Annotated in this window: 15 protein-coding genes, 2 rRNA genes and 1 pseudogene; all 18 read right to left on the bottom strand. The window is 33.9% G+C overall.

Annotated features, from left to right (window positions below):
- Positions 1-2 precede the first annotated feature (2 nt).
- The gene (gene nadE / locus RYL55_RS04285; RefSeq protein WP_314077251.1) at positions 3-830 is read right to left on the bottom strand and encodes an ammonia-dependent NAD(+) synthetase; all 828 of its coding nucleotides are present in this window, start codon (positions 828-830) and stop codon (positions 3-5) included.
- A gap of 22 nt (positions 831-852) precedes the next feature.
- Positions 853-2,328, bottom strand: a complete 1,476-nt coding sequence (locus RYL55_RS04280) for a nicotinate phosphoribosyltransferase (RefSeq protein WP_315007591.1) — start codon at positions 2,326-2,328, stop codon at positions 853-855.
- Between the two features lie 390 nt (positions 2,329-2,718).
- Positions 2,719-4,431: a phospho-sugar mutase gene (locus RYL55_RS04275; RefSeq protein WP_315007589.1), complete on the bottom strand. Its 1,713-nt coding sequence runs from the start codon at positions 4,429-4,431 to the stop codon at positions 2,719-2,721.
- Between the two features lie 19 nt (positions 4,432-4,450).
- Positions 4,451-5,383: a LysR family transcriptional regulator gene (locus RYL55_RS04270; protein WP_315007587.1), complete on the bottom strand. Its 933-nt coding sequence runs from the start codon at positions 5,381-5,383 to the stop codon at positions 4,451-4,453.
- A gap of 121 nt (positions 5,384-5,504) precedes the next feature.
- The gene (locus RYL55_RS04265) at positions 5,505-6,548 is read right to left on the bottom strand and encodes a PTS sugar transporter subunit IIC (RefSeq protein ID WP_315007585.1); all 1,044 of its coding nucleotides are present in this window, start codon (positions 6,546-6,548) and stop codon (positions 5,505-5,507) included.
- Positions 6,549-6,646: 98 nt separating this feature from the next.
- Positions 6,647-6,836 (bottom strand): annotated as a pseudogene (locus RYL55_RS04260) (ketopantoate reductase family protein); the annotation flags it as partial.
- A gap of 168 nt (positions 6,837-7,004) precedes the next feature.
- Positions 7,005-8,123 (bottom strand): UDP-galactopyranose mutase, encoded by a 1,119-nt coding sequence (glf, locus tag RYL55_RS04255; RefSeq protein WP_315007584.1) that lies wholly within the window; start codon positions 8,121-8,123, stop codon positions 7,005-7,007.
- A 131-nt stretch (positions 8,124-8,254) separates the two neighbouring features.
- On the bottom strand, positions 8,255-9,271 hold the full coding sequence (locus RYL55_RS04250; protein WP_315007582.1) for a glycosyltransferase family 2 protein: 1,017 nt from the start codon (positions 9,269-9,271) through the stop codon (positions 8,255-8,257).
- 137 nt (positions 9,272-9,408) lie between these two features.
- The gene (locus tag RYL55_RS04245) at positions 9,409-10,113 is read right to left on the bottom strand and encodes an O-methyltransferase (protein ID WP_315007580.1); all 705 of its coding nucleotides are present in this window, start codon (positions 10,111-10,113) and stop codon (positions 9,409-9,411) included.
- Between the two features lie 33 nt (positions 10,114-10,146).
- Positions 10,147-11,967, bottom strand: coding sequence for a DUF2207 domain-containing protein (locus RYL55_RS04240; protein ID WP_315007579.1), 1,821 nt, complete (start codon positions 11,965-11,967; stop codon positions 10,147-10,149).
- An 87-nt stretch (positions 11,968-12,054) separates the two neighbouring features.
- Positions 12,055-12,732: a DUF1129 family protein gene (locus tag RYL55_RS04235; protein WP_315007577.1), complete on the bottom strand. Its 678-nt coding sequence runs from the start codon at positions 12,730-12,732 to the stop codon at positions 12,055-12,057.
- A 27-nt stretch (positions 12,733-12,759) separates the two neighbouring features.
- The gene (gene ychF / locus RYL55_RS04230; RefSeq protein WP_315007575.1) at positions 12,760-13,860 is read right to left on the bottom strand and encodes a redox-regulated ATPase YchF; all 1,101 of its coding nucleotides are present in this window, start codon (positions 13,858-13,860) and stop codon (positions 12,760-12,762) included.
- 18 nt (positions 13,861-13,878) lie between these two features.
- Entirely contained in the window at positions 13,879-14,082 is a 204-nt protein-coding gene (locus RYL55_RS04225) for a DUF951 domain-containing protein (RefSeq protein WP_399545602.1), read from the bottom strand.
- An 11-nt stretch (positions 14,083-14,093) separates the two neighbouring features.
- Positions 14,094-14,996: a ParB/RepB/Spo0J family partition protein gene (locus RYL55_RS04220; protein WP_315007574.1), complete on the bottom strand. Its 903-nt coding sequence runs from the start codon at positions 14,994-14,996 to the stop codon at positions 14,094-14,096.
- Entirely contained in the window at positions 14,989-15,750 is a 762-nt protein-coding gene (locus RYL55_RS04215; protein WP_315007573.1) for an AAA family ATPase, read from the bottom strand. Before RYL55_RS04215 ends, RYL55_RS04220 begins: the two co-directional genes overlap by 8 nt.
- 205 nt (positions 15,751-15,955) lie before the next feature.
- Positions 15,956-16,624 carry a hypothetical protein gene (locus tag RYL55_RS04210; protein ID WP_315007571.1) on the bottom strand — a complete coding sequence of 223 codons (669 nt, stop codon included), beginning with the start codon at positions 16,622-16,624 and terminating at the stop codon, positions 15,956-15,958.
- An 81-nt stretch (positions 16,625-16,705) separates the two neighbouring features.
- Positions 16,706-16,821 (bottom strand): 5S ribosomal RNA (gene rrf / locus RYL55_RS04205).
- Positions 16,822-16,894: 73 nt separating this feature from the next.
- Positions 16,895-17,228, bottom strand: a 23S ribosomal RNA gene (locus tag RYL55_RS04200); the annotation flags it as partial.

Genomic DNA, 17,228 nt, shown 5'->3' with positions numbered 1-17,228 from the left:
GATTATTTCCAAAAATCATCATAAATTGTAATTGGTAAATGACGTTTATGTTCTGATTTGATATACCAACTTTCAATAGTTTGAGCATCTTTTTCTGCAACTTCTTTTCCTTCAAGATAATCATCAATTGCTTCATACGTCACACCTAAAGCTACTTCATCTGGAAGTGACGGACGTTCTTCTTCTAAATCTGCCGTCGGTTGTTTTAAATATAAATGTTCCGGAGCTCCTAAATATTCTAATAACTGACGTCCTTGTCGTTTATTTAAGCGCCATAATGGTAAAATATCTGCTCCACCATCGCCAAATTTTGTATAAAATCCTGTTACAGATTCTGCCGCGTGATCCGTACCTATCACAGCACAGCCTGTTTGACCTGCAATCGCATATTGTGCAATCATTCGTTCTCGAGCTTTAATATTTCCTTTATTAAAGTCACTAATTGGTAATCCTAAACTTGTAATACTATTCATAGATGCATCCACTGCAGGCTTAATATCCACACGCAATATATCTGCTGCTTGCATAAATTCAATAGCATCCATTGCATCTTGTTCATCTGCTTGAATTCCATAAGGCAGACGAACGGCGTAAAAATGATACTCTTTTTCTGGATATTCTTGATTCAATTCATCAATCGCTAACTGAGCTAATTTACCCGCCAGAGTAGAGTCTTGTCCACCACTAATCCCTAATACATATCCTTTTAAAAAAGGATATTTGACTAAATACTCTTTTAAAAATTGAATCGTTCTTCCAACTTCTTGTTGAACATCAATTTTCGGTTGTACTTTTAATGTTTCAATAATTTCTTGTTGTAATGGTCTCATGATTATTTCCTTTTCTATCTGGCTACCCTAAGCGACTAGATTTTTCTTTTACTTCTGCACGAATAGCTTCAATACTTGCTAATTTTTGTTGATAGGTTTCTGTAGATAAGTCGACTGGGTATTGTTCTGGGTTTAAGATACGCTTATATTCATCCCATAACGCTTCTACTTGTTCATCTTTATACGCTTTAATTTCTTTTAATGAAGGTAATGTATAGACTAATTTTCCTTGTTCAAAAATCGATTGTAAAATTGGACGAGCATCAAAATCCGTCACTGTTTTATTAATGTATGTGTAAACTGGATGGAACATATACAACTCTTCTAATTCATCTGGACGTTCATGCCATAATGCAATATAGTCCCCTTCAGATTTTCCATCACTCTTGCGTGTAATACGCCATACTTGTTTTTTACCTGGTGTTGAAACTTTTTCTGCATTATTAGAAATTTTCACAGTTGGAACCATTTCACCATGTTCATCTTCAATCGCTACTAATTTATAAACACAGCCTAACGCTGGTTGATCATAAGCTGTAATTAATCGTGTTCCGATTCCCCAAACATCAATTTTAGCACCTTGCATTTTTAAGTTTAGAACTGTTTTTTCGTCTAAATCACTTGAAGCATAAATTTTAGCTTCTGTAAAGCCTGCATCATCCAATTGTTGACGAACTTTTTTCGACATATACGCCATGTCCCCGCTATCAATACGAACGCCTAAGAAATTAATTTTATCTCCGAATTCCTTCGCTACACGAATGGCATTTGGAACACCTGAACGTAAAATATCATACGTATCGACTAAAAATACACAATCACGATGAGTAGAAGCATAAGCCTTAAATGCTTCATAATCGTCACGATACGCTTGGACTAGAGAATGCGCATGAGTTCCTGAAACCGGAATTCCAAACATTTTTCCAGCTCGAACATTACTTGTCGCATTACATCCCCCAATATATGCTGCTCTTGTTCCCCAAAGAGCTGCATCTAATTCTTGTGCTCGTCTTGTTCCAAATTCTAATACTGGATCATCTCCTGCTACTGTTCGAATACGTGAAGCTTTTGTGGCAATCAATGTTTGAAAATTAATAATATTTAATAAAGCTGTTTCAATTAATTGACATTCTGCAAGAGTTCCTTCCACTTGAACTAATGGTTCATTTGCAAATACTAGTTCTCCTTCAACAGCAGAATGAATATTTCCTTTAAATGTAAAGTTTTTTAAAAAATCTAAAAATTCTTCTGGATAAATCTCTAAACTTCTTAAATACTCTAAGTCTGTAGTACTAAATGTTAAATCTTCAATATAGTGAACTAAACGTTCTAAACCTGCAAAAATCGCATATCCATTTTCAAACGGTAACTTTCTAAAATAAGCTTCAAAAATCGCTTTTTTCTCATGAAGACCTGTTTCCCAATAAGTCTTCATCATATTAATTTGATACAAGTCAGTATGCAGCGTTAAACTATCATCATGATAACGGAATTTCATGGTTCCATACCCCTCTTTTCATTTTAGTTACATTCATTGTACACCAGTTTTCATTGTTTGTACAAACTTTCCAAACTCTTTTTTTACGGCAAAAGGGGCTAGTTGCCTAGCCCCTTTTTCAACCATCAGTTCCACACTTAAATACCTTCAAAATGAATAAACTTTTTTATGTAGTTTCTTTATTTATCAATGTTTTATTCCTACTATTAGTTTACTCCTCTCATCACAAAGTAGCAAGAGTTTTTTGGAAAAAATCCTAAAATTTTCTTTTTGAAGCAAAAACCGAGTCCCTAACAAAAAAAGACTTCTCTATGTAGCATTAGGAATGAGACACCATTACGGCTATTTTCCTTTACTACTTCTGAGAAGTCTAATATGATTCATCTAATCTTAAATGTAAGCATCCAAATCTTTTTGAAATTTAACTAGTTTTTCTTGTGCTTCCTCTTGAGTAGCAGCTTTTACACCCATGTAGAACTTAATTTTAGGCTCTGTACCACTAGGTCTTACTGCAATCCATGAACCATCTTCTAAAATATATTTCAATACATTTGAAGTTGGTAAGCCAATTTCAGAAGTAACCCCTTGTGAATCTACCTGTTGGTTCACTGCGAAATCTTGTGCTACAGCTACTTTAATGCCTCCAAAGTTAGAAGGAACTTCTTTACGTAATCCATCTAATAAAGCTTTAATTTTAGCAGGGCCTTCTAATCCTTGAACCGTTACAGAAATAGTTTTTTCTAAGAAATAACCATATTTTTCATATAAAGCTTGAAGACCATCATACAATGTTTTACCTTCACTCTTGAAGTGAGCTGCTACTTCTGTTAATAACAACACTGCTTGAATCGCATCTTTATCACGAACAAATGGCTGAACTAAATATCCATAACTTTCTTCAAAACCAAACATAAATGTATGAGCATTTGTTTCTTCGTAGTTTTTAATTTGTTCTGCAATAAATTTGAATCCAGTTAATACATTGACCATTTTCGCACCATAATGTTCTGCAATGACTGTTGGTAATTCACTAGATACTATTGATTTTACAGCAGCGGCATTCATTGGTAATGTTCCTGCTTTTTGATGTGCAAATAATAAATAATCTAATAAAATCGCTGCAATTTGGTTTCCAGTAATGACTTGGTAAGTACCATCTGGTTGACGAACGGCAGCACCCATTCTATCTGCATCTGGGTCTGTTGCTAATAAGACATCTGCTTTTGTTTCTTCTCCTAAACGAATCGCATATTCAAATGCACCCGCTTCTTCAGGGTTAGGAGATTTTACCGTTGTAAAGTCTCCGTCTGGCACAGCTTGTTCAGATACAATTTGTAATCCTGTAAAGCCGGCTTGATCTAATGCACGTTTTGTTAACATTAAACCTGTGCCGTGTAATGGAGTATAAACAACAGATAAATCTTTTGTATCCGATAATAAAGATGGATTTACTGAAACTGATTTAATTTCTTCTAAGTAAGCAGTATCTACGGCTTCACCAATCCATTCAAATAATGCGGATTGTTCTAATTCTTCTTTTGTTACTACATCTACTGCTAATGGATTTTCAACTTGGCGTACATATTCTGTTAGGGCATCTGCATCTTTTGGAGGCATTTGTCCACCATCTTCACCATATACTTTATATCCATTATACGCAGCTGGATTATGACTAGCTGTAATCATAATTCCTGCAAATGTATGCAAGTGACGTACTGCATAAGATAACTCAGGTGTTGGTCTTAAATCTTCAAATACATAAGCTTTAATCCCATGTTTTACTAAAACTTTTGCAGACTCTAATGCAAATTCAGGAGAGAAATGACGAGAATCATGGGCAATTGCTACCCCACGTTTTTTCGCTTCTTCTCCATATGTTTCAATTAATCTTGCTAATCCTTCTGTTGCTTGACGAACTGTATAAATATTCATACGATTAATCCCTGGTCCAACAATCCCACGCATTCCTGCTGTTCCAAATTCTAATGGAGCATAAAATGCTTCTTCTTTTTCTTCTTCAGAAAAGTTTTCTAATTGTGTTTTCAAATAATCTTCTAAACCTTCAAACTTTTCCCATTTTATTACTACATCTTTCCAACTCATATCATCATTCTCCTTTGTTTTAATCTAACACTGTCGCAACTTCAAAGCCATAGCCTCTAATATGCGTAATAAGTAATTCTAAAAAGATATGTGCTACAGGTGATAATTCCATTTGATGATGTTTTAAGTATCCTATTTCTAATTCATCTTCAATTGCTAATGGAATTGCCACAATTTTGTCATCATTTAATTCGCTACTAATAATCCCCGAACTAATTGTATACCCATTTAACCCGACCATTAAGTTAAAAATCGTCGCACGGTCACTTACCTTAATACTCTTCTTATGTTCCATTGTACTTAAAATCTCTTCAGCAAAATAGAAGGAATTCTCTTCTCCTTGTTCATAAGATAAATAAGGATAATCTTCTAACTCTTCTAAAGTAATACTAGTTTGAGATGCCAATGGATTTTCTCTACTAATAAATACGTGAGGCTTTGCTGTGAAAAGTGGTGTAAATTCTAAATTTTTCTCTTTAAATAATTTCTTCATGACTTGACGGTTAAAATTATTTAAATATAAAATTCCTAACTCACTTTTGAATTTCATTAAATCTTCTAAAATATTTTGAGTTTCTGTTTCTCTTAACGTAAATTGATATTCATCTCCAGCTTCTTGACGAATTAATGCTACGAACGCATGAACGACAAATGCATAGTGCTGAGCTGAAACTGAGAAATCCCGTTTCCGTTTTGTTTTACGTTTATATTTTTCTTCCATCAAATTGACTTGATCCAATATTTGCCTAGCATATACTAAAAACTCTCGCCCTTCTTCTGTTAAAGACACTCCATTTTTATGCCGAACTAATAATTGAATATTCATTTCTTGCTCTAAATCTTTCATGGCATTTGATAGACTTGGTTGCGTTAAAAATAAATCTTTTGCGGCTTCATTAATGGATCCTTTTTCTGCAATTTTTTCTAAATAAACTAATTGTTGAATACGCATATTTTTTCTCCTTTTGCCATCATATACTTATTATAAATGAGTTTTTAATTTCATGCTAGCTAATAGTTTTCACAAATAAAAAAAACTGAGCTTAAAGCCCAGTTCTTTTAATCAATTCATATTATTGTTGGAATTTAAATACAACATTAGAATCGTATAATTTTAATACATTTTCATATACAAATTTAGTCGCTAATGCTGCAATAATTGGTACAACTAACCATGCAACAACTGCTAAAGCAACACTTAATCCTGCATCGATAGAAGCTAATGGTCCTACTAAACCTACTAAACCGAAACCTGCAGATTGAGGAGTACCACTGACACTAAATAAGGCAACTGGAATTGCAGAAATCACTGCTGTTGTTAAAGTAGGTACTAAAATAATTGGATACTTGAATAAGTTTGGCATCATCAATTTCATTGCCCCTAAAGCAATCGCTAAAGTAACTCCTGAATTATTTACTTTCCATGAATGAACCACTAATACTACTGCTGTAACAGCTACACCCATTGCAGCTGCCCCTGCAGACACACCATTTAATTGAATAGCTAAACCAATCGCAACTGTTGAAATTGGTGAAATAATTAAGAATGCAAATGAACATACAATTAAAATAGACATTAAAATTGGTTGTAAATGAGTAAATTCATTAATAATTGCTCCAATTCCTGCTGTTAATTTCGCAACGAATGGTAATAATTGTAATCCGATAAACGCAGCACCTACACCAACTACGATTGGCATCGCAACTACCGCAGTAGAACCGAATTTATCTTTAATCCACATTAATGCTAATACCGCAATGGCAGCTGTTAGCATTGTATTAATTAAGTCCCCAGTACCAGCTCCAACATATTTTCCTAGTTCTGGATTGAATTTTACAACACCTGATGCCACAAAACTTGCTCCTGCTGTAACCATCATCGGCATTGGTTTGAAATCAAATTGTAAAGCAATTAAAGCACCGATAATTAATGGTGTTGCTAATTGGAAAATCACAGCAATTTGCGTGATTTGAACTGCCAGTGGATAGTGACTAAAATATTTTAAAATAGCAGATAATACAGCGTTTGGAATTAAACCGATAATTACCCCTAATGCAGTTCCTTGTAAGATTTTATTAATAAAGACTTTTGCAGTCATTTTTTCTTGAGCTTCCATATAACCCCTTCTTTCTTTTTGTCTACTCCTTTATAAAAGCTGTTGAAACTTTTCAGAAATACTCCACAAATCCATTTCTACACTTTCACTACCTTTTATTAGTGAGCTTTCAAAATTTGCTCTTTACAATGAATCAATGATGTTAAAAAGGCATAATAAGGTGTTGGAACTCCGTATTTTCTTACCTTTTCTTACCACTGCTCCATTAATATAATCAAGCTCCGTCAAACGATTGTTCAATATTAAATCTTGATGCATCGATGGATGATGAAGACCGATTGTGTCACGATTATAACAATTCATTTCAATGTAATCAACAATTTCTTTCACATTTATTTCAATATTTTTCATTTTTTGAAATTAATGAAAAATCACTATAAAAATTCCTTGAAAATTAATGAACAATAGTTGTATTACATTAAATTTCAGAACCTTCCCATTTATACAGTCTTCATACTATTTTGATTTTTCTTCAAATTCTTGTTTGACTACTTCTAATGCTGCTGCAATTACTTGATGCATATCATAATAGCGATATTGCCCTAAACGTCCTCCGAAAATAACTTGTGGAACTGTTTGAGCTAGTTTTTTATATTTAGAATATAGATCATTATTTTGTTGATTATTGACTGGATAATAAGGTTCTTGACCTTTTTCCCAATCAGATGGATATTCTTTTGTAATAACTGTCTTCTCTTGCTTCCCAAACTCAAAATGTTTATGTTCAATAATACGAGTATATGGAGTTTCACGGTCGGTATAATTCACAACTGCATTTCCTTGGAAGTTTTCTGAGTCTAACACTTCTGTTTCAAATCGTAAACTACGATATTCTAACGTTCCTAATTCATAATTGAAAAATTCATCAATCATACCTGTGAAAATAATTTTAACGCCACTTTGTAAATACTCTTCTTTTTTCTCAAAGAAATCGACATTTAATTCCACATCAATATTTTCATGATTGAACATATTTTCCACCATTTGCGTATATCCACCAATTGGAATCCCTTGATACGTATCGTTGAAATAATTATTGTCATACGTATATCGAACAGGTAATCGACGAATAATAAAGGCTGGTAATTCTGTTGCAGAACGTCCCCATTGTTTTTCAGTATACCCTTTGATTAACTTGTAATAGACATCTTCCCCCACTAAAGAAATAGCTTGTTCTTCCAAGTTTTCAGGAGTTTTTCCTTTCAATACTGCTCGTTGTTCTTCAATTTTAGCTGCTGCTTCTTGAGGAGTCACAACTCCCCATAATTTATTAAATGTATTCATATTGAATGGTAAGTTATAGATTTCTCCATTAAAATTCGCAACAGGAGTATTTGTATAACGATTAAATGTAGCAAATTGATGCACATAATCCCAAATTCTTTTATCACTCGTATGGAAAATATGCGCTCCATACTCATGAACTTGAATCCCCTCAACTTCTTTTGTATAAATATTTCCCGCAATATGCGAACGTTTTTCAATCACTTTTACTTTATATCCACGATTAGCAGCTTCACGTGCAAAAGTTGCTCCAAATAATCCTGCACCTACTACTAAATAGTCATATGTCATCTGATGTTTCTCCTTTAAAGTTTATTAATCCCATTCTAACATAATTTAATAAAGATAGCATTTTTGGAAGTAAATCAAAAAGACTTTCCCATTGTACATCCGCTACTTCTGGAAAAGTCAGTTGTCCTATTTTAATTGAATCCAAATAGTTTCTGTGAAACTGTATAAATTAAATTCGACATTTGTCTTGCCGTTGCATTTTTATTCATCGCAATTTTACTAATGACATTTTTACGAATTTCTTGATAAACAAGAGGATTACTTTCTTTTAATTTTTCTAATAAAATTTTCTTTTTCTCTTGATGTTCTGGTGTACCTGCTTTATTTAATAAAGCACAAGAAATCAATGTTGTAATTTCTAAATGATTTAATAAATAATCATTTAAAACTTTTGGAAGTTCCCAATCACTATGATAAGCTTCCATTAATAATTGATTTACCCTAATTTGTTGATCTATTCTGCGAATCATCACTTGTTCATTAACCGATTGATCTTCTCGACCGATGAAGTAACGGTAAAAATCAACATTGATATAATACATTTTTTGACAATACTGTAGTGGAATAAACACAAATAAATTATCCACATAAAAAGTATGTTCTGGTAATTGTAATTTTGATTGTTTTAAAATATCTAGTCGATAGATTAAGGAATGCATCATCATATACTTTCCTTTTCGAAGTGGCTTTGCATCATCCCAAGTGAACACTTTATTTTCAGGGAATGAAGATTGATATCTCATAATTTTCTTTCTTCTTACTTGATCATTTTCATACACAAAATTTGTGATGACGACATCTACTACTTCTTGCACCTCTTCTAATTGTTGCAAGTGTTCTAAAATTTTTAAATAAGCACGGACATCAACCCAATCATCGCTATCCACAACTTTAAAATATTTCCCAGTTGCGTGTTGCATACCAGTGTTTACAGCCCCACCATGACCTTTATTTTCTTGAGAAATCGCACGGACAATGCCTGGATATTGTTGTTCAAATTTTTCTGCGATTGTTTGCGTATTATCACTTGATCCATCATTAATAATTAAGACTTCTACTAAATCTCCACCAGTCACTAATGATTGGATACAGTAATGCATATATTCTTGTGAATGATAACAAGGAACTGCTATTGTTAGTAATTTCATTTCTAAGTCCTTTCAAGGTTCTAGTTCTTTTGTCTATTCTACCATTTTTTATATTCTTTTTCTATGTACCACTTCTTCTTTTTACAAAACAAAAACTCTTCCTTTCCTACTTTCATAGAAAAGAAAGAGCCTCATTTTTATAGTAAAGCTTCAACAATTGGAAGATAATCTTTTTCTTCTAACTTTTGAATCATAATAATGCCATCTCCTAATGGAACTAGAGTGGATTTCAATGCTTCATCTTTTTGAACAAAGTCTAAAAATAAGTTTAGACGGCGATGAATTTTTCGAACTTTTCGTGGGATTTCACTCTCATCTTGTAAAATTGTTCCCCCTTGGAAAATATCATCTACCACAAGTACTCCACCTGTCTTTAATACTCGCATACAATGAGGGAAAAATTCAATATATTTCGCTTTTGCACTATCCATAAAAATAAAGTCATATTGTTGCTCTAATGTTGGTAATACATATGCTGCATCCCCTTCAATTTGAGTGACAATATCATCAATCCCTAATTTTTTGAAATTCTCTTTTGCTCTTGAATACATTAATTCATATCGGTCAATCGTTGTCACAGAACCGCCTTTTGGTACATATTGTGCCATCAAACTAGCCGAAAAACCAATTGCTGTTCCAATTTCCAAAATGTGAGTTGGACGATATAATCCTAATAAGAAATCTAAATACACCGCTGTTTCATGAGGAATAATTGGAATTCCTAAATCATTTGCCATTTGTTCTAGCTCTCCTAATTTACCAGGAAAGAAACGTTGACTTTTTCTCATATATTCGACCACTTCAGGTTTAACGACTGGTCGAAACATCATTTCATTTAACATAATTACTCCTTTTATCGATTTATCTTGAGGTATTTAGAAACCTCCGCCGCCAGATCCTCCACCAGATCCAAACGAGCTTCCGCCACTAAATCCTCCTCCAAATCCACCACTATTTGGTGAATCAGAATTTGAACTAATTTCATCCATTGCTGAATTGTAACTATCAAAGAATGTATCTTGTAAAATATTATGATACATTGCTAACTGCCAACCATATGTCGGTGAATAATAAATACTTTCTTGAATCCATTCAGGGAATTTTTCTTCTAATACTTCAATTGCTTCTTCAGCAACTCCTAAAGAAATCGCATAAACGAGCAGATGATCCCAAATTTGAATACTTGGTAAATCAGCTCTATCTAAACTAGAAATATCGACTAACATTTTACGAAATGCTTCCCAACGGCGATATTCATATTCACCTTTAATACTTCTCTGTTTAGTTCCTACTAAACTTAAACGCAAAATGATAATATAAACAATAGCACTAACTACTACAGCTATAATGAGTGATAATAGATCCTTAGTTGCCCCAAATACACTAAGAACAATCCCTAATAATCCTAAAATAGGAGCTCCTATGGATTTAGGAATTCTCTCACCTTTTTCTAAACGATAAGCACTATATTCTTCCGCATCCTGTGCTACTTGGTCAAACCAATCTTGCATCATATCTGCATATTTTTGTGGTCGATATTCTGCATACTCTTGAATATCCTCTAAATCTAATTGATTTCCTTTCGCAATTTTTTCAAATAATATTTCTAATAATAATTGTTCATGGGGTAGTAAAGGTTTAGAAGAATCTTTCAACTCTAAAATATATGGTTCATGACTTGTTAATGTTAAGACCTTTTTACGAACTAAATTCATCACAGTTGCACTAAAATCATCCATATCAATCCCATTATAAATGGCATCTGACATTACAGCAGGAGACATATCTTGAGGCAATTCAAATAAATGCTCTGGAACAAATGGAACTTTGGCTAAACGTTTTTTATTGGCTAAATACCCTTTCCACCATGCCCATACTACTGAAATCAAACTAATGATTGCTCCAAATCCAACAACCGTCCACTTTGTTTGTTCTTCTTTTACTTGTTTTTGTACAAGACTCTCTTCCGTTTCTATAATTCTTTGGAAGGCATCCGTATTTTCTGTCACAGGATTATCCTTTGTAATTTGCGTTGGAAAAACCATATGTGTTTCTACAAAATTTCCTGGTTGATTTCTCTTTACAGTAAAAGTAGCCCCTTTATAATCCGGGTCAATTTCTACTTTACCTCCACTTCCACCATGTCCCCAAGCTCTTAATGTTTCTTTTGTTGCAGCTTCTGGTAAAGTTACATGAATGCGAATATTTTTTTGATTAATTTCCCAGTTTTGTCCAACAACTCTTCGATTTAATTCTGCAGTATCTCGATAATTTTTAATCATATGTGGAATCGTATAATTAAAAACGACTGTTCTAGAATCATTTGCAAAAGGTAAGAAAACTTTAAATTTCAATACCTTTCCACTATTTTCTGAATAATACGTACTATTATTTCCTGTATCTCTTTTAGCTAATGAAACAACTTCACCATCGCTCGTTTTAAAAGCAACAGATACATCTTTAGGCTCTTCTTCTCCGAAATAATCTAGATTATAGAAAACACCATTATAGCTTCCATTCGCTTGAAACGTAATTTCTTCTTTAAAACGAACATCTCCATTTGTACTTACCTTAGCATCAATATTATATTGATTAACGATTAAACTTTTACCTTTCGCTTCAATTTTTGAACTTAAAAAGAATAAAGATACCATCAAAAACATGAACCAACATAAAATTTTCCGCAATGATTTCATCATATTCCCCCTTATATAGTAAATGTGGGCAAGAAAATTTTCATTTCTACACCCACAACAACTTCACTTCATCAGTAAACAGATGGCTTATAAAATCCCACCACGAATATCCAATGTTTTTTTCAAATACCATTTTAAAACAAGGGAACCAGAACCGACAAATAAGTACACAATAGCTGGGAAGACATAATTAATACTTGCTGGAATCAATAATTGTGTTCCCATTACAATGACTAACCATGCTAGCATCACTAATGAACTCACTACTAAATAACGAATATAACCACGTTTGCCTTTTGGTTGATTAATATCCGGAGTTACTTTAGATAACGCTAATAACGCTAATCCTCCTACAATAAAGTTCATGATTAAGGAGATAACTCCCATCGCTTCGGATTGTTCTGGATTTAAGAATAATGTAATTCCAGCAATTAAAGCGAAGAATCCACCAACCATTAATCCTCCATCTACTGCAATTTGCCAATCTGGTGATTTCACCGTTGGATCTTTTTTAGGTCCTTCCAATACAGATTGAGTTTGTTGTGTCACTGTACCAAATAATTGACGAGCTGTTAAGCCTTTTTTCTGTTTTTCTACTAAAACGGGAAGCATTTCTTCTAAAGTTGAAGCGATTTTCGATTTAGATACTTGAGCTTCTTTTAATGAACGTTCTAATTGTAAAATATATTGTTCATTTTTTTTCGTTAATTGACTACGTAATGTAGCAACATCTACTTTTTTTACTTCAGTTTGATTTTCTGTCATGATTCAATCCCCCACAAGATATGATGATTACACGTTAAATCTGAAAAGCATAACATCGCCATCTTGTACGATATACTCTTTTCCTTCTTGACGAACTTTCCCATTTTCTTTTGCAGCACTCATACTACCAAATTCTAATAAGTCAGCATAAGCTACTGTTTCAGCTCGAATAAATCCTCTTTCAAAATCAGAGTGAATAATTCCCGCACATTGTGGAGCTTTCATTCCTCTTCTAAAAGTCCAAGCACGAACTTCTTGTTCACCAGCAGTGAAGTAAGTAGCTAATCCTAATAAATGGTAAGCTTTTTGAATTAAAACATCTAAACCTGAAGTTTCAATTCCCATTTCTTCTAAGAAAACTTGTTTTTCTTCTTCTTCTAATTCAGCAACTTCTTCTTCTACACGTGCACAGATAACAACTACTTCTGCACCTTCTTTTGCAGCATATTCTTCTACTAATTGAACATATTGATTATGTCCACCTTCTGCTACATCATCTTCTGAAATATTAGCAATATATAACATCGGTTTTGTTGTTAATAAGAATAAACCTTTCACGATTGGTAATTCTTCATCTGTAAATTCAATCGTACGTGCTAATTGACCCTCTTCTAATACTGGTTTGATTTTTTCTAAAACTGCTAATTCTGCAACGGCATCTTTATCTTTTGTTTTGGCAATTTTAGCAACACGAGCAATTCGTTTATCAACTGATTCTAAGTCTGCTAATACTAATTCTAAATTAATCGTTTCAATATCCGCAATTGGATCGACTTTACCTGCAACGTGTGTAATATTTTCATCTTCAAAACAACGAACAACTTGGCAGATCGCATCTACTTGACGAATGTGGCTTAAAAATTTATTTCCTAACCCTTCCCCACGGCTCGCACCTTTTACAATCCCAGCAATATCTGTAAATTCAAATGTTGTTGGAACTGTCTTTTTTGGTTTTACTAATTCTGTTAACTTTTGAAGTCTTTCATCCGGAACTTCTACTACCCCTACGTTTGGGTCAATAGTCGCAAACGGATAGTTTGCTGCCTCTACTCCTGCTTTTGTAATTGCATTAAATAATGTTGATTTCCCAACGTTTGGTAATCCAACGATTCCTGCTGTTAACGCCATGTATTTTTCACACTCTTTCTATTCATTATTTTCTTTCTTCAAAGTTACTTTTTTCATTTTGCGTTCAAATTCTCGTCTTGGCATTAAGACCATTTGCCCACAATGATTACATTTGATACGAATATCCATTCCCATTCGAATGATCGTCCATGAATTGGTTTGACATGCATGAGGTTTTTTCATTTCAACACTATCCCCAAGTGCATATTCCATAACAGCCATTCTATTCACTCCTAATCATCTAATTCAATTTCTAATACATCTAAAATACGAGTTAAATCTTTTTGAGAAAGGTATTCAATCTCGATTTTTCCACGTTCTCCTTTCGGAGTAATTTGGACAGATGTTCCAAATTTATCCATTAATCTTTCTTCAGATTCCACAATATAAGCTGGTTTTTCTTGAATCTTTTTGATTTTCTTCACTTTTTCAACAGGCTCATTCATCGTTTGAATCAACTCTTCTAGCGCTCGAACCGTCATTCCTTCTTCAATTACTTTTTTAGAGACAAGAACAATCTTATCTGCTTGTTTTAATCCTAATAATGCACGCGCATGACCTACTGATAATTGACCTTCTTGTAATTGTGTTTGAACTTCTAATGGTAATGATAATAATCGAAGGAAGTTCGCAATGTATGGACGACTTTTCCCGATTTTTTTTGCCACTTCTTCTTGATTTAATTTTAATGCATCCATCAAAGATTTATACGCTAATGCTTCATCAATTGGTCGTAAATCTTCCCTTTGTAAATTTTCTACAACGGCTACTTGAATCATAATTTCTTCGCTGTATTCACGGACAATAGCTGGAATCGTTTCTTTTCCCGCAAGTTTAGAAGCTCGTAATCTTCGTTCGCCTGCTACTAATTCATAACCTTTAATACTCGATTTGCGAACGATAATTGGTTGAAAAACTCCTTGTTCACGAATCGAATCTGCTAATTCTTGTAAAGCTTCTTCATTAAATTCTTTTCGAGGTTGATATGGATTTGGACGAATTTCACTTATGGGTATTTCTACAATTGTTTCATTTTTTGTATCTACTTTTTCTAAATTTTCGATACTATCAAAATTCCCACCAAAAAGTGCATCAATTCCACGACCTAGGCCTTTTGATTTTTGATTTTTAACCATTTGATAACACTTCCTTTGCTAATTCAAGATAAACCTCTGCTCCTCTTGAACGAGGATCATAGTCCACAATGGCTTGTCCATAACTTGGAGCTTCTGATAAACGAACATTTCTCGGAATAATAGTACGGTATACTTTTTCTCTGAAGTATTTAATGACATCATCTTTTACTTCATTTCCTAAGTTTGTTCGTGCATCAAACATTGTTAGTAAAACACCTTCAATTTTTAGTTGAGGATTAAAATGTTTACGAACCATCGTGATCGTATTCATCAATTGAGATAACCCTTCTAATGCATAATATTCACACTGCACGGGAATTAATACTGTATCACTAGCCGTAAATGCATTCATCGTTAAATGTCCTAACGAAGGCGGACAATCAATAAAAATATAATCATACTCATCACGTATCGTTGTTAAAGCTTGTTTCAATCGTTGTTCACGATGTGTCTGATTTGTTAACTCGATTTCAGCTCCAGCTAACTGAATCGTTGAAGGTACTATCATTAAATTTTCTCTAGTAGTTGGTACAATAACGTCATGAACATTCACTTCATTTACAATAACATCATAAATATCATAGGTTAATTCAGCCTTTTGTACCCCTAACCCACTTGTTGCATTTCCTTGAGGGTCACTATCAATAATTAAAACTTTTTTACCAAGTTTTGCTAGAGAAGCTGCTAAGCTAACTGTTGTCGTTGTTTTACCAACTCCACCCTTTTGATTCGCAACTGAAATGACTCTTCCCATTCTCTTACCTCCAATCTTCATAAAAAAAGGAGAATGCAAGCATTCTCCCTCTCGCATGTCTACAAAATGTTTTCCATTTCTCGCAATTCTTAACATTTATCCATTCCTATTGTAACAAAAAAACAGGAATATGAGTAGTCTTTTAATAGGAAATCCATTGATAGCATGACGAATAATAACTAGAAATTTAAACTAATTTAAAATACTATAATGGTAAGTCTTTTTTATGCTGTTGATTCATTCCATTAAAAATTACTTCATAAGTCTTCTGAATGGTTTCATCTTCTTCATTTAATACTAACGAAAAGCTTTGAATGACATTTGTCTTTCGATCAGCTTTCATTTTTATCATAATTTTAGTATTCTCATGCACCTGAATATTAATCGAAGATAATGCTAAACGTACCGCAGAATCACTCCCATGGTAAGTAAATGTTCCATCGGTTTGCCATGTAGCATAACTAGAAATATCTTGAGCTAATTGCAATACACTATGGTAAGAAAAGCCTATAACATTTTGTAAACTGGATTGTGTGGAAATCGTTGGTTCCCAACGGTCTTGATAATACCGAATAGCCCCTTTACTACCTTCACTAATAACTTCAATTTGATTTGTTGCTTTTCCATCAGTCTTATCAATTCGAGTTCCAAACCCTGTACCATCACTCCAGACAGAAGCATTCGCAATGACTTGAGTTGAACTTTTACTATCTTTTTTCTTCACTTCATTTTGTTTCAATGTTAAATGATAATTTTTAATTTGTAATTCTTGTTGAACTAATTTATCTTGAAATTCTTTATCGTCAATCGCTTTATGACACGCAACTAAGAAAATTGCTATAAAGCTTAAAAGAAATAAATTCACTTTTTTCATGTTCCATTCTCCATTACTGTTTATAGAAATAGTATACAAAAAAAGAGAATTTCCTTCCAGAAATTCTCCTTCTAATCTGAAGCGTGGCAACGTCCTACCCTCACAGGGGGAAACCCCCAACTACTATCGGCGCTAAGAAGCTTAACTTCTGTGTTCGAGATGGGAACAGGTGTATCCTTCTTGCCATCGTCACCACACTTCTCTTTGAAAAAGCTCTCGCTCTCTCAAAACTGAATCTATATCCAAATCTCTCCTCATTTACCTTCAACCTTGGTTAAGTCCTCGACCGATTAGTACTAGTCCGCTCCATGCCTCACGGCACTTCCACTCCTAGCCTATCTACCTGATCGTCTCTCAGGGGTCTTACTCATTTAAAATGATGGGAAATCTCATCTCGAGGGGGGCTTCACGCTTAGATGCTTTCAGCGTTTATCCCGTCCACACATAGCTACCCAGCGATGCTCTTGGCAGAACAACTGGTACACCAGCGGTGTGTCCATCCCGGTCCTCTCGTACTAAGGACAGCTCCTCTCAAATTTCCAACGCCCGCGACGGATAGGGACCGAACTGTCTCACGACGTTCTGAACCCAGCTCGCGTACCGC

Origin of the sequence: uncultured Granulicatella sp. (assembly GCF_963515615.1) — a bacterium.
GTDB lineage: Bacteria > Bacillota > Bacilli > Lactobacillales > Aerococcaceae > Granulicatella.
Note: the sequence above shows the minus strand (reverse complement) of the source record. Positions and strands in the feature narration are given on the sequence as shown.

What these genes read in the sequence shown, in the direction of transcription:
- nadE (WP_314077251.1), bottom strand. Translation starts at nt 830, where the DNA reads ATGAGACCATTACAACAAGAAATTATTGAAACATTAAAAGTACAACCG.
- RYL55_RS04280 (WP_315007591.1), bottom strand. Translation starts at nt 2,328, where the DNA reads ATGAAATTCCGTTATCATGATGATAGTTTAACGCTGCATACTGACTTG.
- RYL55_RS04275 (WP_315007589.1), bottom strand. Translation starts at nt 4,431, where the DNA reads ATGAGTTGGAAAGATGTAGTAATAAAATGGGAAAAGTTTGAAGGTTTA.
- RYL55_RS04270 (WP_315007587.1), bottom strand. Translation starts at nt 5,383, where the DNA reads ATGCGTATTCAACAATTAGTTTATTTAGAAAAAATTGCAGAAAAAGGA.
- RYL55_RS04265 (WP_315007585.1), bottom strand. Translation starts at nt 6,548, where the DNA reads ATGGAAGCTCAAGAAAAAATGACTGCAAAAGTCTTTATTAATAAAATC.
- glf (WP_315007584.1), bottom strand. Translation starts at nt 8,123, where the DNA reads ATGACATATGACTATTTAGTAGTAGGTGCAGGATTATTTGGAGCAACT.
- RYL55_RS04250 (WP_315007582.1), bottom strand. Translation starts at nt 9,271, where the DNA reads ATGAAATTACTAACAATAGCAGTTCCTTGTTATCATTCACAAGAATAT.
- RYL55_RS04245 (WP_315007580.1), bottom strand. Translation starts at nt 10,113, where the DNA reads ATGTTAAATGAAATGATGTTTCGACCAGTCGTTAAACCTGAAGTGGTC.
- RYL55_RS04240 (WP_315007579.1), bottom strand. Translation starts at nt 11,967, where the DNA reads ATGAAATCATTGCGGAAAATTTTATGTTGGTTCATGTTTTTGATGGTA.
- RYL55_RS04235 (WP_315007577.1), bottom strand. Translation starts at nt 12,732, where the DNA reads ATGACAGAAAATCAAACTGAAGTAAAAAAAGTAGATGTTGCTACATTA.
- ychF (WP_315007575.1), bottom strand. Translation starts at nt 13,860, where the DNA reads ATGGCGTTAACAGCAGGAATCGTTGGATTACCAAACGTTGGGAAATCA.
- RYL55_RS04225 (WP_399545602.1), bottom strand. Translation starts at nt 14,082, where the DNA reads ATGGCTGTTATGGAATATGCACTTGGGGATAGTGTTGAAATGAAAAAA.
- RYL55_RS04220 (WP_315007574.1), bottom strand. Translation starts at nt 14,996, where the DNA reads ATGGTTAAAAATCAAAAATCAAAAGGCCTAGGTCGTGGAATTGATGCA.
- RYL55_RS04215 (WP_315007573.1), bottom strand. Translation starts at nt 15,750, where the DNA reads ATGGGAAGAGTCATTTCAGTTGCGAATCAAAAGGGTGGAGTTGGTAAA.
- RYL55_RS04210 (WP_315007571.1), bottom strand. Translation starts at nt 16,624, where the DNA reads ATGAAAAAAGTGAATTTATTTCTTTTAAGCTTTATAGCAATTTTCTTA.